Raw genomic sequence first — 19,414 nt, 5'->3', positions numbered from 1 at the left:
CACCTTCCTGGTCCGGTACCGCCGTGAGTCAGTCACACTTCAATTCCGTCTTCCTGGCCCAGCGCCTCAGCCTGCTGCGCACCCTGCAGCGCATGGTCGACAACCCCAGCACCGCCGAAGACCTGCTACAGGAAACCTACCTGCGGGTGACGCGCGCCCTGGGCGAGCGCGCTATCGAGCACCTTGAACCCTTTGTCTTCCAGACCGCGCGCAACCTGGCGCTGGACCACCTGCGCGCGCGCCGCGTGCAGGAACGCACGATGCTCGAGGACGTGCCCAGCGACGTGGTGCACAACGTGGCCGCCTGCCAGAGCACCCCGGAGGAAGCCGCCCATGCCGAGCAACTGCTGATGCGCCTCAATACCAGCCTGAGCCAGCTGACGGCCCGCCAACAACGCATATTCATCCTCAGCCGCCTGCACGGCTGCAGCTACCTGGAGATCGCCGGCGAACTGGACGTCTCCGCCAGCACGGTGCAGAAGGAACTGAAACTGATCATGGCCATCTGCGTCGGCGTGGCGCAACGCATGGACGTCTGACAGACGTGCCGTAGGACGCCTCTGAAGTGACACGACGTTCACCGCACAGGCTCCGACTCTTTGGTAAGCTTTGCCCCTTACCGCCGCCATGAACTCGCCGCCCGAGGAACCCGAGTGACCGAACCCGACGACAGCGCCATGGACCAGGCACTGGACTGGCTGATACGCCTGGACTGCGCCAGCGCCGACGAGCGCCTGGCCTTCGAGCAATGGCTGGCCGCCACGCCCGCCAACGCCCAGGCGTTCGCCCGTGCCAGCGCCGTGTGGAACGGCACGGCGGTGAACCAGGCCGCCCAACAGTTGCAGACGGTCACTGCGCGCTCGTGGCGCACGCGCCTGCGCCCATTCTTCAAGCCCATGGCTGCGCCGGCGGTGATCCTGGTGGGGGTGTTCAGCTTCACCAACCTGCCGCTGCGCCTGGAGGCTGACCACCTGACCGTGGTGGGCGAACGCCAGCGCCTGCAACTCGACGACGGCTCCAAGGTGCTGCTCAACACCAACACGGCGTTCTCCTCGGACATCGACCAGCACCGCCGCGAGGCACGCCTGTACCAGGGCGAGGCCTTCTTCCAGGTCGCCGGCAACCGCCAGCAACCCCTGCAACTGCAGGCCGGCCCGGTGCGCGCGAGCATGCGCGACACCGATTTCGCCGTGCGCCTGCTGGACGGCGTCGCCCAGGTGCAGGTGCAGCGCGGCAACGTCGACCTGCTCAGCGAGGACGACGCCCACGTGCGCCTGAGCGCCGGCGACAGCATCCGCGTGGGGCCCAAGGGCTTCGGCCAGCGCCAGCACCTGGACGCGCAGAAAGACCTGGCCTGGGTGCAGGGCCGCCTGGTGTTCGAGAACTGCCCGTTGAGCCAGGTGCTGGACGAACTGCGCCGGTATTACCCGGGGTGGATCGTCAACACCAACGAGCGCCTGGCCAAGGTGGAAGTCACCGGCAACTACCGCCTGGAAAACCCGCTGGACGTGGTGCGCTCGCTGGCGCACATCACCTCGGCGTCGGTGAGCGAGTACCCGGCGTTGGTGATTCTGAACTGACCACCCTTGTGGGAGCTGGCTTGCCAGCGAGTTGTTGAGGCCCAAAAGCTCGCTGGCAAGCCAGCTCCCACGCGCGATCCAATTTATTTTTACGCGATCACGCACCCTGCTTCGTCTCGTTATAGCCAATGCAACTGATTCGCATTTTGACTCAGTTCATAACTATAACGCCGCGCGACAGGGAGCGCCCTTCGATGTCCTCAGGTTTCAATCGTTTCAGCACCGCCAAACCCGGCCCACGCACGCTGTCCGTGCTGACCATGGCCATCATGCTGGCCGCCACCCAGGTGGCCCCGGCCATGGCCGCGGCACCGGCCGGCGGCAGCCAGGCCATGGGCAACTACAGCTTCGCCATCGGCCAGCAGTCGCTGGTGTCGGCCATCAACGCCTTCACCCAGGTGACCGGCTGGCAGGTGGGGCTGTCGGCAGACCTGGCCAAGGACGTGCAATCGCCGGGCGTGCGCGGCTCGCTCAAGCCTGAACAGGCCCTGGAGCGCCTGCTGGTGGGCACCAACCTGAGCGTGCACAAGCTGGGCCCCAACAACGTCGTGCTGGAAGCGCGCAACAACGGCGCCATCGCCCTGCAGCAGGTCACCGTCAGCGCCACGCGCAACGCCCAGGACGTCAACAGCGTGCCCGCCACCGTGACCGTGCAGGACCGCCAGACCCTGGACCGCAACAACGTCAACACCATCAAGGAACTGGTGCGCTACGAGCCCGGCGTGTCGGTAGGCGGCGCCGGCCAGCGCGCAGGCATCACCGGCTACAACATCCGCGGCATCGACGGCGACCGCGTGCTCACCCAGGTCGACGGCGTGGAAGTGCCGGCCAGCTTCTTCAATGGCCCCTACGCACAGACCAACCGCAACTATGTTGACCCGGAAATCGTCAAGCGCGTGGAGATCCTGCGCGGGCCGGCCTCGTCGCTGTACGGCAGCAGCGCCATCGGCGGCGCCGTCAGCTACTACACCCTCGACCCGGACGACATCATCAAGCCCGGCCAGGACTTCGGCGCCCGCCTGAAGACCGGCTACAGCTCGGCCGACCGCAGCTGGCTGAAGTCCGGCACCATCGCCGGCCGCGAAGGCGACTTCGACGGCCTGCTGCACCTGAGCCAGCGCGACGGCCACGAGACCCAGTCCTACGGCGACCACGGCGGCACCGGCCTGAGCCGCACCGCGGCCAACCCCGAAGACGCCAAGACCACCAACGTGCTGGCCAAGCTGGGCTGGAACTACGGCGACGATGCACGCCTGGGCCTGACCTACGAAAAGTACAAGGATGACCGCGACACCAACCAGAAAAGCGCGGTGGGCGGCCCCTTCGTCAACGGCGCCGGCTTTGGCATGTACAAGGCCCGCAGCGGCAACACCACCACCTCACGCGAGCGCTTCGGCATCGAGAACAGCTTCGGCCTGGACAGCTACCTGGCCGACCACGTGAGGATGAGCCTCAACTACCAGATCGCCAAGACCGACGAAAGCACCAAGGAAATCTACGCGCCATCGCGCGTGGTGTACCGCACCCGCGACACCCAGTACAAGGAACGCACCTGGATCTTCGATGCGCAGCTGGACAAGTCCTTCGCCATCGCCGACACCGACCACCACCTGACCTACGGCACCACCCTCAAGCAGCAGAAGGTCACCGGCCTGCGCACCGGCGAGGGCATCTGCATGTCGGTAGCCACCTACTGCAGCGCCATCGGCGCGGTGAGCACCAACACCTCCGACACCCTGACGCCAGCCAGCGACTTCCCGGACCCGACCGTCAACACCTACAGCCTGTTCGCCCAGGACGAGATCAAGTGGGACCAGTGGACCTTCCTGCCGGGTATTCGCTACGACTACACGCAGATGAAGCCGCACATCACCCAGGAATTCCTCAACACCGCTGCCCAGAGTGGCGACGACGTCAGCGCCGAAGAAAAAACCTGGCACAAGGCTACCCCGCGCCTGGGCGTGACCTATGCCTTCAACGACAACTACACCTGGTACGGCCAGTACGCCGAGGGCTTCCGCACGCCGACCGCCAAGGCGTTGTACGGCCGTTTCACCAACACCTCCCAGGGCTACACCGTGGCGCCCAACCCGAACCTCAAGCCTGAGAGCAGCAAGAGCTTCGAGACCGGCCTGCGTGGCCAGTTCGAACACGGCACCTTCGACCTGGCGGTGTTCTACAACAAGTACCACGACTTCATCGACGAGAACTCGCTGACCCCCGGCTACACCGAGACCACCTTCCAGAGCGTCAACATCAAGAAGGCCACCATCAAGGGCGCCGAGGCCAAGGGCCGCCTTAACCTGGACACCTTCGGCCTGGCCAGCGGCCTGTACACCCAGGGCTCTGTGTCCTACGCCTACGGCCGCAACGACGACAGCGGCGAGCCGCTCAACAGCGTCAACCCGCTGACCGGCGTGTTCGGCCTGGGCTACGACCAGGACACCTACGGCGGCCTGCTGAGCTGGACCGTGGTGAAGAAGAAGGACCGCGTGGACAGCAGCAGCTTCCACACCCCGGACGGCACCAGCACCCAGTTCAAGACCCCTGGCTTCGGCATCCTCGACCTGACCGGCTACTACAAGGTCACCAAGGACGTCACCGTCAGCGCCGGCCTGTACAACCTGACCGACAAGAAATACTGGCTGTGGGATGACGTGCGCGGCTACGACAGCGTGGGCGAGGCCTCGGTGACCCAACCGGCCAACCTCGACCGCCTGACCCAGCCTGGCCGCAACTTCTCGGTCAACCTGGTGTGGGACATCTGATGTCAATCGCGGTACCGTTGCCCTGGGCAACGGTACCGCAGCATTTTTTTTACTGAGTTTGCCCGGCTGATTCGTCTAGTAAGGCAGCCTTTCCCTTTTTTCAGGATCCTGCATATGAGTGCCATCGAAACCAACGCCGCCCCGGCCGCCGAGCAGCCGGCCCTACGCTCGCTGCGCCTGCGCCAGGCCAGTGCCGTGCTGCACGACCAACTGGAACACGCCGTGGGCGCCCACGCGCCGTTCGAAAGCCGCGAAAGCTACGGCCGTTTCCTGCAGATGCAGTACCTGTTCCAGTCCGAGCTCAAGGGCCTGTACACCGACCCGGAACTGAACCAGCTGTTCCCCGACCTGGCCTCGCGCTGCCGCGCCGACGCAGCCCTGGCCGACCTTGCCGACCTGGGCCTGGACGTGCCGGCCGCCGTGCCGGGCGCCCTGGCGAACCCCAACCGCGCCACGGCGCTGACCTGGATCCGCGTGTCGGAAGGCTCGAAGCTGGGCGCCGCCATCCTGATCAAGCGCGCCGAGGCCATGGGCCTGAGCGAAACCTTCGGCGCCCGCCACCTGGCCGAGCCTGAAGGCGGCCGCATGCGCGGCTGGAAAGCCTTCAACGCGATCTTCGACGCCCTGCCCTTCACCCCCAGTGAAGAAGCCGACGCCGATCGGGCCGCGGTTGACGCCTTCGCGCGCCTGCAAATACTCTTGCAGCACACGTATTCCGCTCACGCTTGAGTCGACACCGGCCGGTGGCGTGCCACCGGCCGGCGAACACCTTTTACACGCTGATTCCATGACCCGCCCACTGCCCTCCAAAACCGCGCGCATCCTGTTTGGCCTGCTCGCCTACGTCAGCCTGGGCATTGGCCTGGTGGCCATCGTCATTCCCGGCCTGCCCACCACCGAATTCATCCTGCTGGCCGCCTGGGCCGCCACCCGCAGCTCGCCGCGCCTGAGCGCCTGGCTGGAAAACCATCGCCTGTTCGGGCCCATCCTCAGCAACTGGCGCAACGGCAAGATCGTCGCGCGCCGGGCCAAGGTCAGCGCTACCCTGAGCATGCTCGCCTGCTCGGTGATCATGCTGCTGACGCTCAAGCACGCCTGGCCGGTGTTCGCCGCCATCGGCTGCATGCTGGTGGTGAACCTGTGGATTTGGTCGCGCCCCGAGCCTTCTGTCAAAAATATTTAAAGTTAGGCGCGTATACGCCGATCTCCCGGTATCGCTGAAGTGCTTCGGCGGGCGGGGTCGTGCTCGACCCCCGCTGTCCCGACTGGTCAACTTGTGAGTGCGCGCCCATGTTCGACAACCTTTCGATACGTCTGAAAATAGTATTGCTGGCCGGCCTTTGCCTATTGGGCGTGGCGGGCTTGATCGTCGGGATAAACCTGTACCAGACCAGCCAGAATGATGCGCTGGTGAGCGCGTCCAGCCGCAAGATGCTGACCGAAAGCGTCCAGAATTTGCTACAGAGCAAGGCCGCGGAAAAAGCCGCGCAGATGCAGAAGACCTTCGGCGACAACCTGCTGGTGGCCAACGCCGCCGCCGACCAGATCATGGGCCTGCGCGCCTTGGCGGTGAAGCGTGGCCTGCCGCCGGCGGCCCTGCGTGAAGAGCTGAACCAGGCACTGAAAGCGGTGTTCGAACGCAACCCGAAAGTGCTGGGCGTGTGGACCTCGTTCGAGCGCCAGGCGCTGGACGGCCACGACGCCGAATTCGTCAACGACGACAAGCGCACCTCCAACGAAAGCGGGCGTTTCGCCCCCTACTGGAGCCGCTCCAACGGCACCGCGCTGAACACCGTCACCTCCGAAGGTGACATGAACAAGACCGAGCTGAACCTCACCGGCACCCCGTACAACATTTGGTACACCTGCGCCCGCGACAGCGGCAAGCCGTGCCTGCTGCAGCCCTACACCGACACCGTGGGCAACAAGCTGATGCTGATGACCAGCATCGCCGTGCCGCTGCTGGACCAGGGCAAGGTAGTGGGCGTGGTGGGCGTGGACCTGGCGCTGGACTCGCTGCAGACCTCGGCGGAAAAAGCCCAGGCCGACCTGTTCAACGGCGCCGGGCGCATCATGATCGCCTCCACCGCCGGCGCCCTGGCGGCCAACAGCGGCGACGCCAGCCTGCTGGGCAAGAAGATCGACCAGGTGCTGGGTACCGACGGCAGCGAGATCATGCGCCTGATCGCCAGCGACCAGCCCAAGGTACTGAAGCAGGGCGACACCATCCGCGCCGTGTACCCGGCCGCGCCGATCACCGGTGGCACGCCGTGGGGCGTGGTCATCGACCTGCCGGAAAAGGTCCTGCTGGCCGACTCGGTCAAGCTGCAGGGCGTGCTCGACGCCGCCCAGACCCGCGGCACCATCACCGCCATCCTGGTGGGCATCGTCGCCACCCTGGTCGGCCTGGTGCTGATCTGGCTGACCGCCAGCGGCGTAACCCGCCCGATCAACAGCGTGGCGGCCATGCTCAAGGACATCGCCAGCGGCGACGGCGACCTGACCCAGCGCCTGAAATACACCAAGAAGGATGAACTGGGCGAGCTGGTGAGCTGGTTCAACCGCTTCCTCGACAAGCTGCAACCCACCATCGCGCAGATCAAGCAGAGCGTCACCGACGCCCGCACCACCGCCGACCAGTCTTCGGAAATTGCCCGCCGCACCAGCGACGGCATGCAGGTGCAGTTCCGCGAGATCGACCAGGTGGCCACCGCCTCCAACGAAATGAGCGCCACCGCCCACGACGTCGCCAACAGCGCGTCCAACGCCGCCAGCGCCGCCCGTGGCGCCGACCAGTCGGCCAAGGACGGCATGTCGATCATCGAGCGCAGCACCCGCGACATCAACCTGCTGGCCGAGGAAGTCAGCAAGGCCGTGGGCGAGGTCGAGACCCTGGCGGTGAACAGCGAGCAGATCGGCAGCGTGCTGGAAGTGATCCGCAGCATCGCCGAGCAGACCAACCTGCTGGCCCTGAACGCTGCCATCGAGGCCGCCCGCGCCGGCGAAAGCGGCCGAGGCTTCGCCGTGGTGGCCGACGAGGTGCGCAACCTGGCCAAGCGCACCCAGGACTCGGTGGAAGAGATTCGCCACGTGATCGAGCGCATCCAGAGCGGCACCCGCGGCGTGGTGCAGACCATGCACTCCAGCCACGCCAAGGCCCAGGAGAACGCCGGGCAGATCCACCAGGCCGTGCAGGCCCTGGGCAAGATCAGCCAGGCGGTGACGGTGATCAGCGACATGAACCTGCAGATCGCCAGCGCCGCCGAGGAACAGAGCGCGGTGGCCGAAGAGGTCAACCGCAACGTCTCGGCCATTCGCACGGTGACCGAGACCCTGACCGGCCAGGCCACCGAGTCGGCCCAGGTCAGCAGCCAGCTGAACGCTCTGGCCACCCAGCAGATGAAATTGATGGATCAATTCCGCGTTTGATGGTCCAACCCTGTGTATTGTTGCTGCAATGCACAGGGACTGTTGCCCCACGGTCCTTCACCTTGGAGGGCCGTTTGCGATGTCCGAACTACTCGCCACTTTCGCCCAGCCGCTGCAGCTGCCGCTGGAGCGACTGCCCGCCATCAGCTTCCCCGGCATGGGCGCCCTGCCCTCGACCTTCGCCGTCAGTGACCTGGCCAGCGCCAGCATTGGCGCGGCGGGCCTGGCCGTGGCCGACCTGCTGCGCCAGCAAGGCGTGCCCGCAGGCAGCCTCAGCGTCGACCGCCGCCTGGCCTCGTTCTGGTTTGCCAGCAGCCTGCGCCCCATGGGCTGGGCGCCGCCACCGCCCTGGGACCCGATCGCCGGCGACTACGCCACCCGCGACGGCTGGATTCGCCTGCACACCAATGCGCCCCATCACCGCGCCGCGGCCCTGCAGGTGCTGGGCCCGTGCGAGGACCGTGACAGCGTGGCTGCGGCTGTCAGCCAGTGGGACGCCGAGGCACTGGAGCGCGCCGTGGTCGAGGCCAACGGCTGCGCGGCGCAGATGCTGCAGTTGGCGCAGTGGGCCGGCCATGCCCAGGGCCAGGCCGTGGCCGGCGAGCCGCTGGTGCAGCTTGAACAGTTCGATGCGCAGGGCGTGCAGGGCTGGCGTGGCAGCCGCGCGCAGCCGCTGGCCGGGATCAAGGTGCTGGACCTCACGCGCATCCTCGCAGGGCCGGTGGCCACGCGCTTCCTCGCCTCGATGGGCGCCGACGTGCTGCGCATCGACCCGCCGGGCTGGGAAGAGCCGTCGCTGGCCCCGGAGGTGACCCTGGGCAAACGCTGCGCGCGCCTGGACCTGCACGACAGCCTGGACCGCATCAGCTTCGAGCGCCTGCTGGCCCAGGCCGATATGTTCGTCCACGGTTACCGCGCAGACGCCTTGGAGCGCCTGGGCTTCGGCGCCGAACGGGTGCGCCAGCTGAACCCCGGGCTGATCGACATCAGCCTGAACGCCTACGGCTGGACCGGCCCGTGGCGCAACCGGCGTGGCTTCGACAGCCTGGTGCAGATGAGCACCGGCATCGCCGCCGCTGGCCAGCAGTGGCGCCAGGCGGACAAGCCCGTGCCCTTGCCGGTGCAGGCGCTGGACATGGCCACCGGCTACCTGGCCGCCGCAGCCGCCATCAATGGCCTGCGCGAGCGCCTGGCCAGCGGCCGCGGCAGCGCGGCGCGGTTGTCACTGGCGCGCACCGCCAAGGCGCTGATCGACCATGGCCAGGTCACCACCGACCTGCCCCTGGCCGCAGAAACCGGCGCCGACCTGGCCAGCCAGATCGAGCACACCCCCTGGGGCCCGGCCCAGCGCCTGACGCCGCCGCTGGCCCTCGCCGGCACGCCCATGCAGTGGGCCTGCCCCGCCGGCCAGCTGGGCGCCAGCCCTGCGAGCTTCAGCTGAACCGCGGCGCAGTCGTTGTGGGAGCTGGCTTGCCAGCGAGCTTTACGGGGGCGAAAAACTCGCTGGCAAGCCAGCTCCCACAAAGGCCATTGCTCACAACGCCAGCACCCCGCTGTACAACCCATACGCCGCCAACCCGGCTCCCACCAGCACCGCCGCGAATATCAGTTTCTCCCACCCCATGAACAACGGCTGCCCCTGCTCGCGCTTGGCCTTGGCGAACAAAATCACCCCCGGCGCGTACAACAGCGCCGACAGCAGCAGGTATTTCAGCCCGCCCGCGTACAGCAGCCAGATCGCATACAGCAGCGCCACCGCCGCAATCAGCAGGTCACGCTGGCGCACCGCTGCCAGCCCCTCGTACGTCTCGCCCCGCACTGCCAGCAGCACCGCATAGGCCGCCGACCACAGGTACGGCACCAGGATCATCGACGACGCCAGGTAGATCAGGCTGTTGTAGGTGCCCGCCGACACCAGGGTGATCAGCAGGAACAGCTGGATCATCAGGTTGGTCATCCACAGCGCGTTCACCGGCACGCCGTTGGCGTTTTCCTTTTTCAGGAAGCGCGGCATGGTGGCGTCGCGTGCGGTGGCGTAGAGGATTTCCGCGCATAGCAGCGCCCACGACAGCAGCGCGCCGAGCAGCGACACCGCCAGCCCCAGGCTGATCAGCAGCGCGCCCCAGCGCCCAACGAGATGCTCCAGCACCGCCGCCAGCGACGGGTTCTGCAGGCCGGCGAGTTCGCCCTGGCTCATCACCCCCAGGCTCAGCACGTTCACCAGCACCAGCAGCGCCAGCACGCCCAGGAACCCCAGCACCGTGGCCCGGCCCACGTCCGCGCGACGCTCGGCGCGCCCCGAATACACGCTGGCGCCCTCGATGCCGATGAACACGAACACCGTCACCAGCATCATGTGCCGCACCTGCTGCAGCACGCTGCCCAGGCTGGGGTTGCCGGCGCCCCAGATGTCCTGGGTGAAGATATCCGCCTTGAACGCCACGGCGGCGATGACAATGAACATCACCAGCGGCACCACCTTGGCCACGGTGGTCACCTGGTTGATGAACGCGGCCTCCTTGATGCCCCGCAGCACCAGGAAATGCACCGCCCACAGCAGCAGCGACGCGCAGCCGATGGCCAGCGGCGTGTTGCCCTGGCCGAACACCGGGAAGTAGTAACCCAGGGTGCTGAACAGCAGCACGAAGTACCCCACGTTGCCCAGCCAGGCGCTGATCCAGTAGCCCCACGCCGACGAGAAGCCCATGTAGTCGCCGAACCCGGCCTTGGCGTAGGCGTACACCCCAGAATCGAGCGCGGGTTTGCGGTTGGCCAGGTTCTGGAACACCAGCGCCAGCATCAGCATGCCCACGGCGGTGATGCCCCAGCCGATCAGCACCGCGCCCACCTCGGCGCGTTCGGCCATGTTCTGCGGCAGGGAGAAGATACCACCGCCAATCATCGAGCCCACCACTAGCGCGATCAATGCGCCCAATCGCAACTTCTGTCCATGTTCCGCCATGCGATTCTCCAGTGGCTAGTTGGGGCTACCCCGCGCAGTTAAATATATAAACAAGGGCAGCGCCGACAGTTTTAAGACTAAAAGAATATTATTTCAATCGCCACCAGCACTAAGAAAAGATAGCCAGCTAATTAACCATTCAGTACGATTTTCTAAGCACTGAACAAATGGTAAAAATTCTCGACAAAGGTTGCGAAATCGAAAATCCGGGCTAATTTGAAAGCTCTCGGCATCGCCAGCCCATGGCGAAGCATCGCACGGAAGCCCCACAGCACAAGGCTTCGGTGCGACCGAGATTCATCTTTCCGCAAAACAAACGAACTTCCATTGCAACATGAAATAAGCACATTAGATGACCTGGATCATGCTCGAAGGTTAGGAACGGACTTACCCTATCGCCTCTTCTCCTAGCGTGGAGTCAAGCAATGTCAGCAGCTAACGACAAACTAAGGCTCGGCGCATTGGTAGCGCTGGTCGTGGGTTCGATGATTGGTGGCGGAATATTCTCACTGCCGCAAAACATGGCCGCCAGTGCCGACGTGGGCGCAGTATTGATTGGTTGGGCAATCACCGCCGTGGGCATGTTGACTCTGGCGTTCGTGTTCCAGACCCTGGCCAATCGCAAGCCCGACCTGGACGGTGGCGTGTACGCCTACGCCAAGGCCGGCTTCGGCGCCTACATGGGCTTTTCCTCGGCCTGGGGCTACTGGATCAGCGCCTGGCTGGGCAACGTCGGCTACTTCGTGCTGCTGTTCAGCACCCTGGGTTACTTCTTCCCGGTGTTCGGCGAGGGCAACACCCCGGTTGCCATCGTCTGCGCGTCCATTTTGTTGTGGGCGGTGCACTTCCTGGTGCTGCGCGGCATCAAGGAAGCGGCGTTCATCAACCTGGTGACCACCGTCGCCAAGGTGGTGCCACTGGTGCTGTTCGTGCTGATCGCGCTATTCGCCTTCAAGCTGGACATCTTCACCGCCGACATCTGGGGGCGCATGAACCCTGACCTGGGCAGCGTGATGAACCAGGTGCGCAACATGATGCTGGTCACCGTGTGGGTGTTCATCGGCATCGAGGGCGCGAGCATTTTCTCCGCCCGCGCGGAAAAACGCTCGGACGTGGGCAAGGCCACGGTCATCGGCTTCATCACCGTGCTGCTGTTCCTGGTGCTGGTGAACGTGCTGAGCCTGGGCATCATGACCCAGCCGGAGCTGGCCAAGTTGCAGAATCCGTCCATGGCCGCCGTGCTGGAGCATGTGGTGGGCCACTGGGGCGCGGTGCTGATCAGCGTCGGCCTGATCATTTCGCTGCTGGGCGCCCTGCTGTCGTGGGTGCTGCTGTGCGCCGAGATCATGTTCGCCGCCGCCAAGGACCACACCATGCCGGCGTTCCTGCGCAAGGAAAACGCCAACCAGGTGCCGGTCAACGCGCTGTGGCTGACCAACGCCATGGTGCAGCTATTCCTGGTGATCACCCTGTTCTCGGCCAGCACCTACCTGTCGCTGATCTACCTCGCCACCTCGATGATCCTGGTGCCCTACCTGTGGTCGGCGGCCTATGCGCTGCTGCTGGCGGTGCGCGGGGAAACCTATGAACAGGCCCTGGCCGAGCGCCGCAAAGACCTGTTCATTGGCGCCATCGCGCTGATCTACGCCATCTGGCTGCTGTACGCCGGCGGCGTCAAATACCTGCTGCTTTCGGCCCTGCTGTACGCCCCCGGGGCGCTGCTGTTCGCCAAGGCCCGGCGCGAGGTGGGCCAAGCCATTTTTACCAACGTGGAGAAATTGATATTCGCCCTGGTGATCGTCGGTGCCCTGTTCGCGGCCTACGGGCTGTATGACGGGTTCTTAACGCTTTAACCCCTGTTTGTGAATCTGGAGGAACACTGCAATGTCCACGGAAAAAATCAAATACGGCGTGCATTCCGAGGCGGGCAAGCTGCGCAAGGTGATGGTCTGCTCCCCAGGCCTTGCCCACCAGCGCCTGACCCCCAACAACTGTGACGAACTGCTGTTCGACGATGTGCTCTGGGTGAACCAGGCCAAGCGCGACCACTTCGACTTCGTGACCAAGATGCGCGAGCGCGGCATCGACGTGCTTGAAATGCACAACCTGCTGACCGAAATCGTCGGGCAACCCGAAGCCCTGGACTGGATACTGTCCCGCAAGGTAGTGCCCAATCAGGTCGGCGTCGGCCTGGTGGACGAGGTGCGCAGCTGGCTGCGCAGCCTGGAGCCGCGCAAGATCGCCGAATTCCTGATCGGCGGCGTGTCGGCCGACGACCTGCCCGACAGCTTCGGTGGCAAGACCATCCAGATGTTCCGCGACTTTCTTGGCCACTCCAGCTTCATCCTGCCGCCGCTGCCCAACACCCAGTTCACCCGCGACACCACCTGCTGGATCTACGGCGGCGTGACGCTGAACCCCATGTACTGGCCGGCGCGCCGCCAGGAAACGCTGTTGACCAGCGCCATCTACAAGTTCCACCCCGAGTTCACCGACGCCGACTTCCAGGTGTGGTACGGCAACCCCGACGAGGACCACGGCAGCGCCACGCTGGAGGGCGGCGACGTGATGCCCATCGGCAACGGCGTGGTGCTGATTGGCATGGGCGAGCGCACCTCGCGCCAGGCCATTGGCCAGCTGGCGCAGAACCTGTTCAAGCACAAGGCGGTGGAGCGGGTGATCGTCGCCGGCCTGCCCAAGTCCCGCGCCGCCATGCACCTGGACACCGTGTTCAGTTTCTGCGACCGCGACCTGGTGACCATCTTCCCGGAAGTGGTGAAGCAGATCGTCGCCTTCACCCTGCGCCCTGACGACAGCAAACCGGGCGGCATCGACATCCGCCGCGAGGAAAAGCCCTTCCTCGACGCCGTGGCCGCGGCCCTCAACCTCAAGGCCCTGCGCGTGGTGGAAACCGGCGGCAACAGCTTCGCCGCCGAGCGCGAACAGTGGGACGACGGCAACAACGTGGTGGCCGTGGAGCCCGGCGTGGTCATCGGCTACGACCGCAACACCTACACCAACACCCTGCTGCGCAAGGCCGGTGTCGAGGTCATCACCATCAGCGCCGGCGAGCTGGGCCGCGGCCGCGGCGGCGGCCACTGCATGACCTGCCCGATTGTCCGCGACCCTATCGACTACTGATCGACCCTCTGCCAAAGGAGATCCATCATGGCTTTCAACATTCGCAACCGCAGCCTGCTCAGCCTGGAACACCACACCACCCGCGAGCTGCGTTACCTGCTGGACCTGTCCCGCGACCTCAAGCGCGCCAAGTACACCGGCACCGAGCAGCAGCACCTGAAGGGCAAGAACATTGCGCTGATCTTCGAGAAGACCTCGACGCGCACCCGCTGCGCTTTTGAGGTGGCCGCCTACGACCAGGGCGCCAATGTCACCTATATCGACCCCAATTCCTCGCAGATCGGCCACAAAGAGAGCATGAAAGACACAGCCCGCGTGCTCGGGCGCATGTACAACGCCATCGAGTACCGCGGCTTCAAGCAGGACATTGTCGAGGAACTGGCAAAATACGCTGGCGTGCCGGTGTTCAACGGCCTGACCGACGAATACCACCCCACCCAGATGATTGCCGACGTGCTGACCATGCGTGAGCACAGCGACAAGCCGCTGCATGACATCAGCTACGCCTACCTGGGCGATGCGCGCAACAACATGGGCAATTCGCTGCTGCTGATCGGCGCCAAGCTGGGCATGGACGTCCGCATTGCCGCGCCCAAGGCGCTATGGCCCCACGAAGACCTGGTGGCGCGCTGCAAGCAGTACGCCGAGGAAAGCGGCGCGCGCCTGACCCTCACCGAAGACCCGAAAGCCGCCGTGAAGGGCGTGGACTTCGTGCACACCGATGTCTGGGTGTCCATGGGCGAGCCCGTGGACGCCTGGGGCGAGCGCATCAAGCAGCTGTTGCCCTACCAGGTGAACGCCGAGCTGATGAAGGCCACCGGCAACCCGCGCAGCAAGTTCATGCACTGCCTGCCGGCGTTCCACAATTCGGAGACCAAGGTGGGCAAGCAGATTGCCGAGCAGTACCCGCACCTGGCCAACGGCATCGAGGTGACCGACGACGTGTTCGAGTCGCCGGCGTGCATCGCCTTCGAGCAGGCGGAAAACCGCATGCACACCATCAAGGCGATCCTGGTGGCGACCCTGGCGGACCTGTAGACACCCGCGTAGCAGCTGCCGCCAGGCTGCGTCCGAACGCACGACCGAGGTGCCTGCGGACGCAGCCTTCGGCAGCTGCTACGAGGGATTATTTGCTGACGAGAGGAATCTTCCATGCGTATCGTCGTTGCACTGGGCGGTAACGCCCTTCTGCGGCGTGGTGAACCCATGACCGCCGACAACCAGCGCGCCAATATTCGCATCGCCACCGAGCAGATCGCCAAGATAGCCCCCGGCAACGAACTGGTGGTGGCCCACGGCAATGGCCCGCAGGTGGGCCTGCTGTCGCTGCAGGCCGCGGCCTACACCTCTGTCACGCCCTACCCCCTGGACGTGCTGGGCGCCGAGACCGAGGGCATGATCGGCTACATGATCGAGCAGGAACTGGGGAACCTGCTGGACTTCGAAGTGCCGTTCGCCACCTTGCTCACCCAGGTGGAAGTGGACCGCAACGACCCGGCGTTCCAGCACCCCACCAAGCCCATCGGCCCGGTGTATTCCAAGGAAGAGGCCGAGCGCCTGGCGGCGGAAAAAGGCTGGAGTATCGCCGCCGATGGCGACAAGTTCCGCCGCGTGGTCGCCAGCCCCAAACCCAAGCGCATCTTCGAAATCCGCCCCATCAAGTGGCTGCTGGAGAAAGGCAGCATCGTCATCTGCGCCGGTGGCGGCGGCATCCCCACCCTGTACGGCGAAGGCCGCAAGCTGCAGGGGGTGGAAGCGGTGATCGACAAGGACCTGTGCTCGGCGCTGCTGGCCGAGCAACTGGACGCCGACCTGCTGGTGATCGCCACCGACGTGCAGGCTGCGTTCATCGACTGGGGCAAACCCACCCAGCAAGCCATCGCCCAGGCGCACCCTGACGCCCTGGACCAGCTGGGCTTCGCCGCCGGGTCCATGGGGCCCAAGGTGCAGGCAGCCTGCGAGTTCGCGCGCAATACCGGCAAAGTAGCGGTGATTGGCTCCCTGGCCGACATCGACGCCATTGTCCAGGGCAGCGCCGGCACACGCATCAGCACTGCCACGCCGGGCATCCGCTACCCGTAGTCGAACCAGAGGATGGGCCCCAGGGTCTATCCTCTACTTTTTCCGTGAAGGAGCCCCGCCATGGCCCAGTTCGAACCCGGTCACCTGCACATCCAGCGCACCGCGCTGCAACCCACCGACTTCAGCTACGACATCAAGCTCGACTACCAGGTGCTGCACGAGGCCAGCCGCGGCAAATACGTGCAGTTCGATGTCGAAGGCCACATCAACGACAAGACGTTCAAGGACCAATTCGAACTGGGCAAGGACGACTGGTACAACTTCGCCAGCGCCGCCGACCACATCGCCCGCAAGAACGGCCTGCCCACCACCAGCGTGTTGTCACTGTCGATGCACAGCCATTACGACGCGGTGTTCGAGGACATTCGCAGCAAGATTGGCGCGCAATCGGGGGATGCGGTGTCGCCTGAGCATCTTGATCCCTATGGTTGATTGAGAAACGCCTGACAAGAATCTGGGACCTTGCCTTCATCCGAATATGAATCATCTGATTTAATTCATTCGCATCGGGAGTATGATCATTTCACCTGTCATATTCGGAGAAGACCATGACCTCCTCGGCCCCCTTGAAACATCCTGCCAGCGACAACGCTGAAATGGGTCGAGTGGCGCTTACATTCTTCTTCAACCTGATGGAGCACTGGCAATGCACGGCCGACCAGCAAAGGGTGCTGCTGGGCAGCATCGGCAACACCACCTACTTCAATTGGAAAAAACGTCCAACCGTGCGGCTGCCCCATGACACCCTGGAGCGTATTTCCTACCTGATGGGGATTCACAAAGCCCTGCGCATTCTGTTCAGCAACCAGCCGGAACGCAGCTATGAATGGCCCAGGCTGGCGAATTCGGCAGCGCCGTTCAACGGTCGCTCCGCGTTGGACTACATGCTGGGTGGGCGCGTGGTGGACCTGGCTGATGTACGGCGCTACCTCGACGCAGTGCGCGGTTGATGGCCCCCCCTGTGCTGCCTGATTGGGACCAGGCCTTTCGCATCGTCAACAGCGCCTTCCCGCCCATCAGCGTTTTCGAGGACACCCTAGACCCCCCAGACCTGGAAACAGCGTTTCTTATCGAGGGGCTGACCAACGATCGTTTGTGTGATGAAGCGGGGCAAATCCAGCGTGTCCCCCCGCAGGACCGAATGTGCGGGCCAGGGGCCACGCCTGTCATGGCGGCGTTCACCCATATCGGCCGGGCGAGCCGCTATACCGATGGAAGTTTTGGCGTTTACTACTGCGCCAATGCGATTGAGGCGGCGATCGCCGAGACTCGCCATCACCAGGAAGCGTTCTGGCGCGCCACCGCGCAGGACAACATCGAGGTGACCATGCGGACTTACATCAACAAGGTCACCAAACCTCTGGTGGATGTAAGAGACCGCGAGGACTTTCATTCCCAGGATGCTTCGAGCTACCCCTCGACTCAAGCATTCGCCCGTCAGCAACGCGATGAACAGGCATGGGGACTGCTGTATCGCAGCGTGCGCTCGCCGCGACATGAATGCGTGGCAGCCCTGCGACCACCGGCACTATCTCCCACCACCCAAGGCCCGCATTTCCGTTACTGCTGGGACGGCAAATCGCAAACCTTCAGCCACGTACTCGAAATCCGAGAGTTCCCCAACCCGTAGCAGCGGCCACAGGCCGCGTCCCCTGCCCCACCCATCAAGTACGTCCGGACGCAGCCTTCGGCAGCCGCCACGGGGGTGCGCGAAGCAGGCCAGACAAGGCATACTCGCCCTCCCTGCTGTCCAGATTCCCTGCCTGCCCATGCGCATTCACGTCAGTTTCATCGATCGAGTCGGTATCACCCAGGAAGTCCTCGCCCTGCTGGGGGCGCGCAATCTCAACCTCGATGCCGTGGAGATGGTGCCGCCCAACGTCTACATCGATGCCCCGACGCTGAGCCCCAAGGTGCTGGACGAGCTGCGCGAGGCGCTGCTGAGCGTGCGCGGCGTGCAGAACGTCAGCGTGGTGGACATTCTTCCCGGCCAGCGCCGCCACCTGCAGCTGGACGCGCTGCTGGCGGCCATGACCGACCCGGTGCTGGCCCTGGACAGCGCCGGCAACGTGTTGCTGGCCAACCCGGCGCTGATCAGCCTGTATGGTCGGGAGCCTGCGGGCGAGTCGGTGACCGAGCTGTTCCGCGACCCCAACCTGCTCGACACCCTGCTGGACCAGGGTTTCCGCCTGCCGCTGCGCGAAGTCAGTGTCAACGGCGAGACCCTGCTGCTGGACGCCACGCCCATCACCGACGCCGGCGCGCTGCTGACCCTGTACCCGCCCAACCGCATCGGCGAGCGCCTGGCAGCGCTGCACCACGACCACGCCGAAGGCTTCGACTCGCTGCTGGGCGATTCGCCGCCGATTCGTACCCTCAAGGCCCGCGCCCAGCGCGTGGCGGCACTGGACGCCCCGTTGCTGATCCAGGGCGAGACCGGCACCGGCAAGGAGCTGGTGGCGCGTGCCTGCCACGCCATCAGCGCGCGCCACAGCGCACCGTTCCTGGCGCTGAACTGCGCGGCCTTGCCGGAGAACCTCGCTGAAAGCGAGCTGTTCGGCTATGCCCCCGGCGCCTTCACCGGTGCCCAGCGCGGCGGCAAGCCGGGGCTGATGGAGCTGGCGCACCAGGGCACGGTGTTCCTCGACGAAATTGGCGAGATGTCGCCGTACCTGCAAGCCAAGCTCCTGCGTTTCCTCAACGACGGCAGCTTCCGCCGGGTAGGTGGCGACAAGGAAGTGAAGGTCAACGTGCGCATCCTCAGCGCCACCCACCGCGACCTGGAAAAGATGGTCAGCGAGGGCGCGTTCCGCGAAGACCTGTTCTACCGCCTCAACGTGCTCAACCTCGACGTGCCGCCCCTGCGCGAACGCGGCCAGGACATCCTGCTGCTGGCGCGCTCGTTCATGCAGCAGGCCTGCACGCAGATCCAGCGCCCCATCTGCCGCCTGGCGCCGGCCACCTACCCGGCGCTCCTGGGCAACCGCTGGCCGGGCAACGTGCGCCAGTTGCAGAACGTGATCTTCCGCGCGGCGGCCATCTGCGAAGGCTCGCTGGTGGACATCGGCGACCTGGACATCGCCGGCACCGCGGTGGCGCGGCACACCAGCGACGGCGAGGTGGACAGCCTGGAGCAGGCCGTGGGCGATTTCGAAAAGGCCCTGCTGGAAAAGCTGTACGCAAGCTTCCCCTCGACCCGCCAGCTGGCCACCCGCCTGCAGACCTCGCACACGGCCATCGCCCACCGCCTGCGCAAGTACGGCATTGGCGGGAAATAAATCACGGAATGATATCGTTACATCGTACCGATATCATTCCACCTCGTTCCAGAGGCCCATTCCCAAGGGCCTGATCCCCCAAGGCTTTTTTTCTCCGCCGACCCCGTAGCGATTTCGCTACACCCGCAAATTACCAAACTTCCCCCGAACCCGCTAAAACCCTGATTTCAAAGG

Annotated in this window: 16 protein-coding genes; 15 read left to right on the top strand and 1 reads right to left on the bottom strand. The window is 65.0% G+C overall.

The window, feature by feature from the left end:
* Window positions 1–23 precede the first annotated feature (23 nt).
* The 7 genes from AC0J42_RS05620 (at window position 24) to AC0J42_RS05590 (ending at window position 9,218) form a co-directional block, all read left to right on the top strand.
* Window positions 24–539 carry an RNA polymerase sigma factor gene (locus AC0J42_RS05620; RefSeq protein ID WP_473005489.1) on the top strand — a complete coding sequence of 172 codons (516 nt, stop codon included), beginning with the start codon at window positions 24–26 and terminating at the stop codon, window positions 537–539.
* 138 nt (window positions 540–677) lie between these two features.
* Window positions 678–1,580, top strand: a complete 903-nt coding sequence (locus tag AC0J42_RS05615; protein WP_473006815.1) for a FecR family protein — start codon at window positions 678–680, stop codon at window positions 1,578–1,580.
* A gap of 194 nt (window positions 1,581–1,774) precedes the next feature.
* Entirely contained in the window at window positions 1,775–4,348 is a 2,574-nt protein-coding gene (locus AC0J42_RS05610; RefSeq protein WP_473005488.1) for a TonB-dependent receptor, read from the top strand.
* A gap of 114 nt (window positions 4,349–4,462) precedes the next feature.
* Window positions 4,463–5,077, top strand: coding sequence for a biliverdin-producing heme oxygenase (locus AC0J42_RS05605; protein ID WP_473005487.1), 615 nt, complete (start codon window positions 4,463–4,465; stop codon window positions 5,075–5,077).
* Window positions 5,078–5,135: 58 nt separating this feature from the next.
* Window positions 5,136–5,531, top strand: a complete 396-nt coding sequence (locus AC0J42_RS05600; protein ID WP_416422658.1) for a YbaN family protein — start codon at window positions 5,136–5,138, stop codon at window positions 5,529–5,531.
* A 107-nt stretch (window positions 5,532–5,638) separates the two neighbouring features.
* The gene (locus AC0J42_RS05595; protein WP_473005486.1) at window positions 5,639–7,777 is read left to right on the top strand and encodes a methyl-accepting chemotaxis protein; all 2,139 of its coding nucleotides are present in this window, start codon (window positions 5,639–5,641) and stop codon (window positions 7,775–7,777) included.
* Between the two features lie 79 nt (window positions 7,778–7,856).
* Window positions 7,857–9,218 (top strand): CoA transferase, encoded by a 1,362-nt coding sequence (locus tag AC0J42_RS05590; RefSeq protein WP_473005485.1) that lies wholly within the window; start codon window positions 7,857–7,859, stop codon window positions 9,216–9,218.
* 93 nt (window positions 9,219–9,311) lie between these two features.
* Here the strand turns inward: AC0J42_RS05590 and arcD (AC0J42_RS05585) are convergent, their stop codons facing one another.
* Window positions 9,312–10,739 carry an arginine-ornithine antiporter gene (arcD, locus tag AC0J42_RS05585; protein WP_473005484.1) on the bottom strand — a complete coding sequence of 476 codons (1,428 nt, stop codon included), beginning with the start codon at window positions 10,737–10,739 and terminating at the stop codon, window positions 9,312–9,314.
* A gap of 425 nt (window positions 10,740–11,164) precedes the next feature.
* Between arcD (AC0J42_RS05585) and arcD (AC0J42_RS05580) the strand changes: the two genes are divergently transcribed.
* From arcD (AC0J42_RS05580) to AC0J42_RS05545, 8 genes are all read left to right on the top strand, one after another.
* A complete protein-coding gene (gene arcD / locus AC0J42_RS05580; RefSeq protein WP_473005483.1) occupies window positions 11,165–12,592 on the top strand; it encodes an arginine-ornithine antiporter in 1,428 nt (475 codons plus the stop codon).
* A 31-nt stretch (window positions 12,593–12,623) separates the two neighbouring features.
* The gene (gene arcA / locus AC0J42_RS05575; RefSeq protein ID WP_473005482.1) at window positions 12,624–13,880 is read left to right on the top strand and encodes an arginine deiminase; all 1,257 of its coding nucleotides are present in this window, start codon (window positions 12,624–12,626) and stop codon (window positions 13,878–13,880) included.
* Window positions 13,881–13,907: 27 nt separating this feature from the next.
* Window positions 13,908–14,918, top strand: a complete 1,011-nt coding sequence (locus AC0J42_RS05570) for an ornithine carbamoyltransferase (protein ID WP_416422653.1) — start codon at window positions 13,908–13,910, stop codon at window positions 14,916–14,918.
* 114 nt (window positions 14,919–15,032) lie between these two features.
* Entirely contained in the window at window positions 15,033–15,962 is a 930-nt protein-coding gene (gene arcC / locus AC0J42_RS05565) for a carbamate kinase (RefSeq protein WP_473005481.1), read from the top strand.
* Between the two features lie 60 nt (window positions 15,963–16,022).
* Entirely contained in the window at window positions 16,023–16,394 is a 372-nt protein-coding gene (locus tag AC0J42_RS05560) for a DUF5064 family protein (protein ID WP_416422651.1), read from the top strand.
* 116 nt (window positions 16,395–16,510) lie between these two features.
* Entirely contained in the window at window positions 16,511–16,912 is a 402-nt protein-coding gene (locus AC0J42_RS05555) for an MbcA/ParS/Xre antitoxin family protein (RefSeq protein ID WP_416422650.1), read from the top strand.
* The gene (locus tag AC0J42_RS05550; protein ID WP_473005480.1) at window positions 16,912–17,592 is read left to right on the top strand and encodes an RES family NAD+ phosphorylase; all 681 of its coding nucleotides are present in this window, start codon (window positions 16,912–16,914) and stop codon (window positions 17,590–17,592) included. Before AC0J42_RS05555 ends, AC0J42_RS05550 begins: the two co-directional genes overlap by 1 nt.
* A 139-nt stretch (window positions 17,593–17,731) precedes the next feature.
* The gene (locus AC0J42_RS05545) at window positions 17,732–19,240 is read left to right on the top strand and encodes a sigma-54-dependent transcriptional regulator (RefSeq protein ID WP_473005479.1); all 1,509 of its coding nucleotides are present in this window, start codon (window positions 17,732–17,734) and stop codon (window positions 19,238–19,240) included.
* Window positions 19,241–19,414: the final 174 nt, after the last annotated feature.

The organism is Pseudomonas sp. Tav-5-1A (genome assembly GCF_055755055.1).
This window is presented reverse-complemented; position numbering and strand designations above follow the sequence as displayed.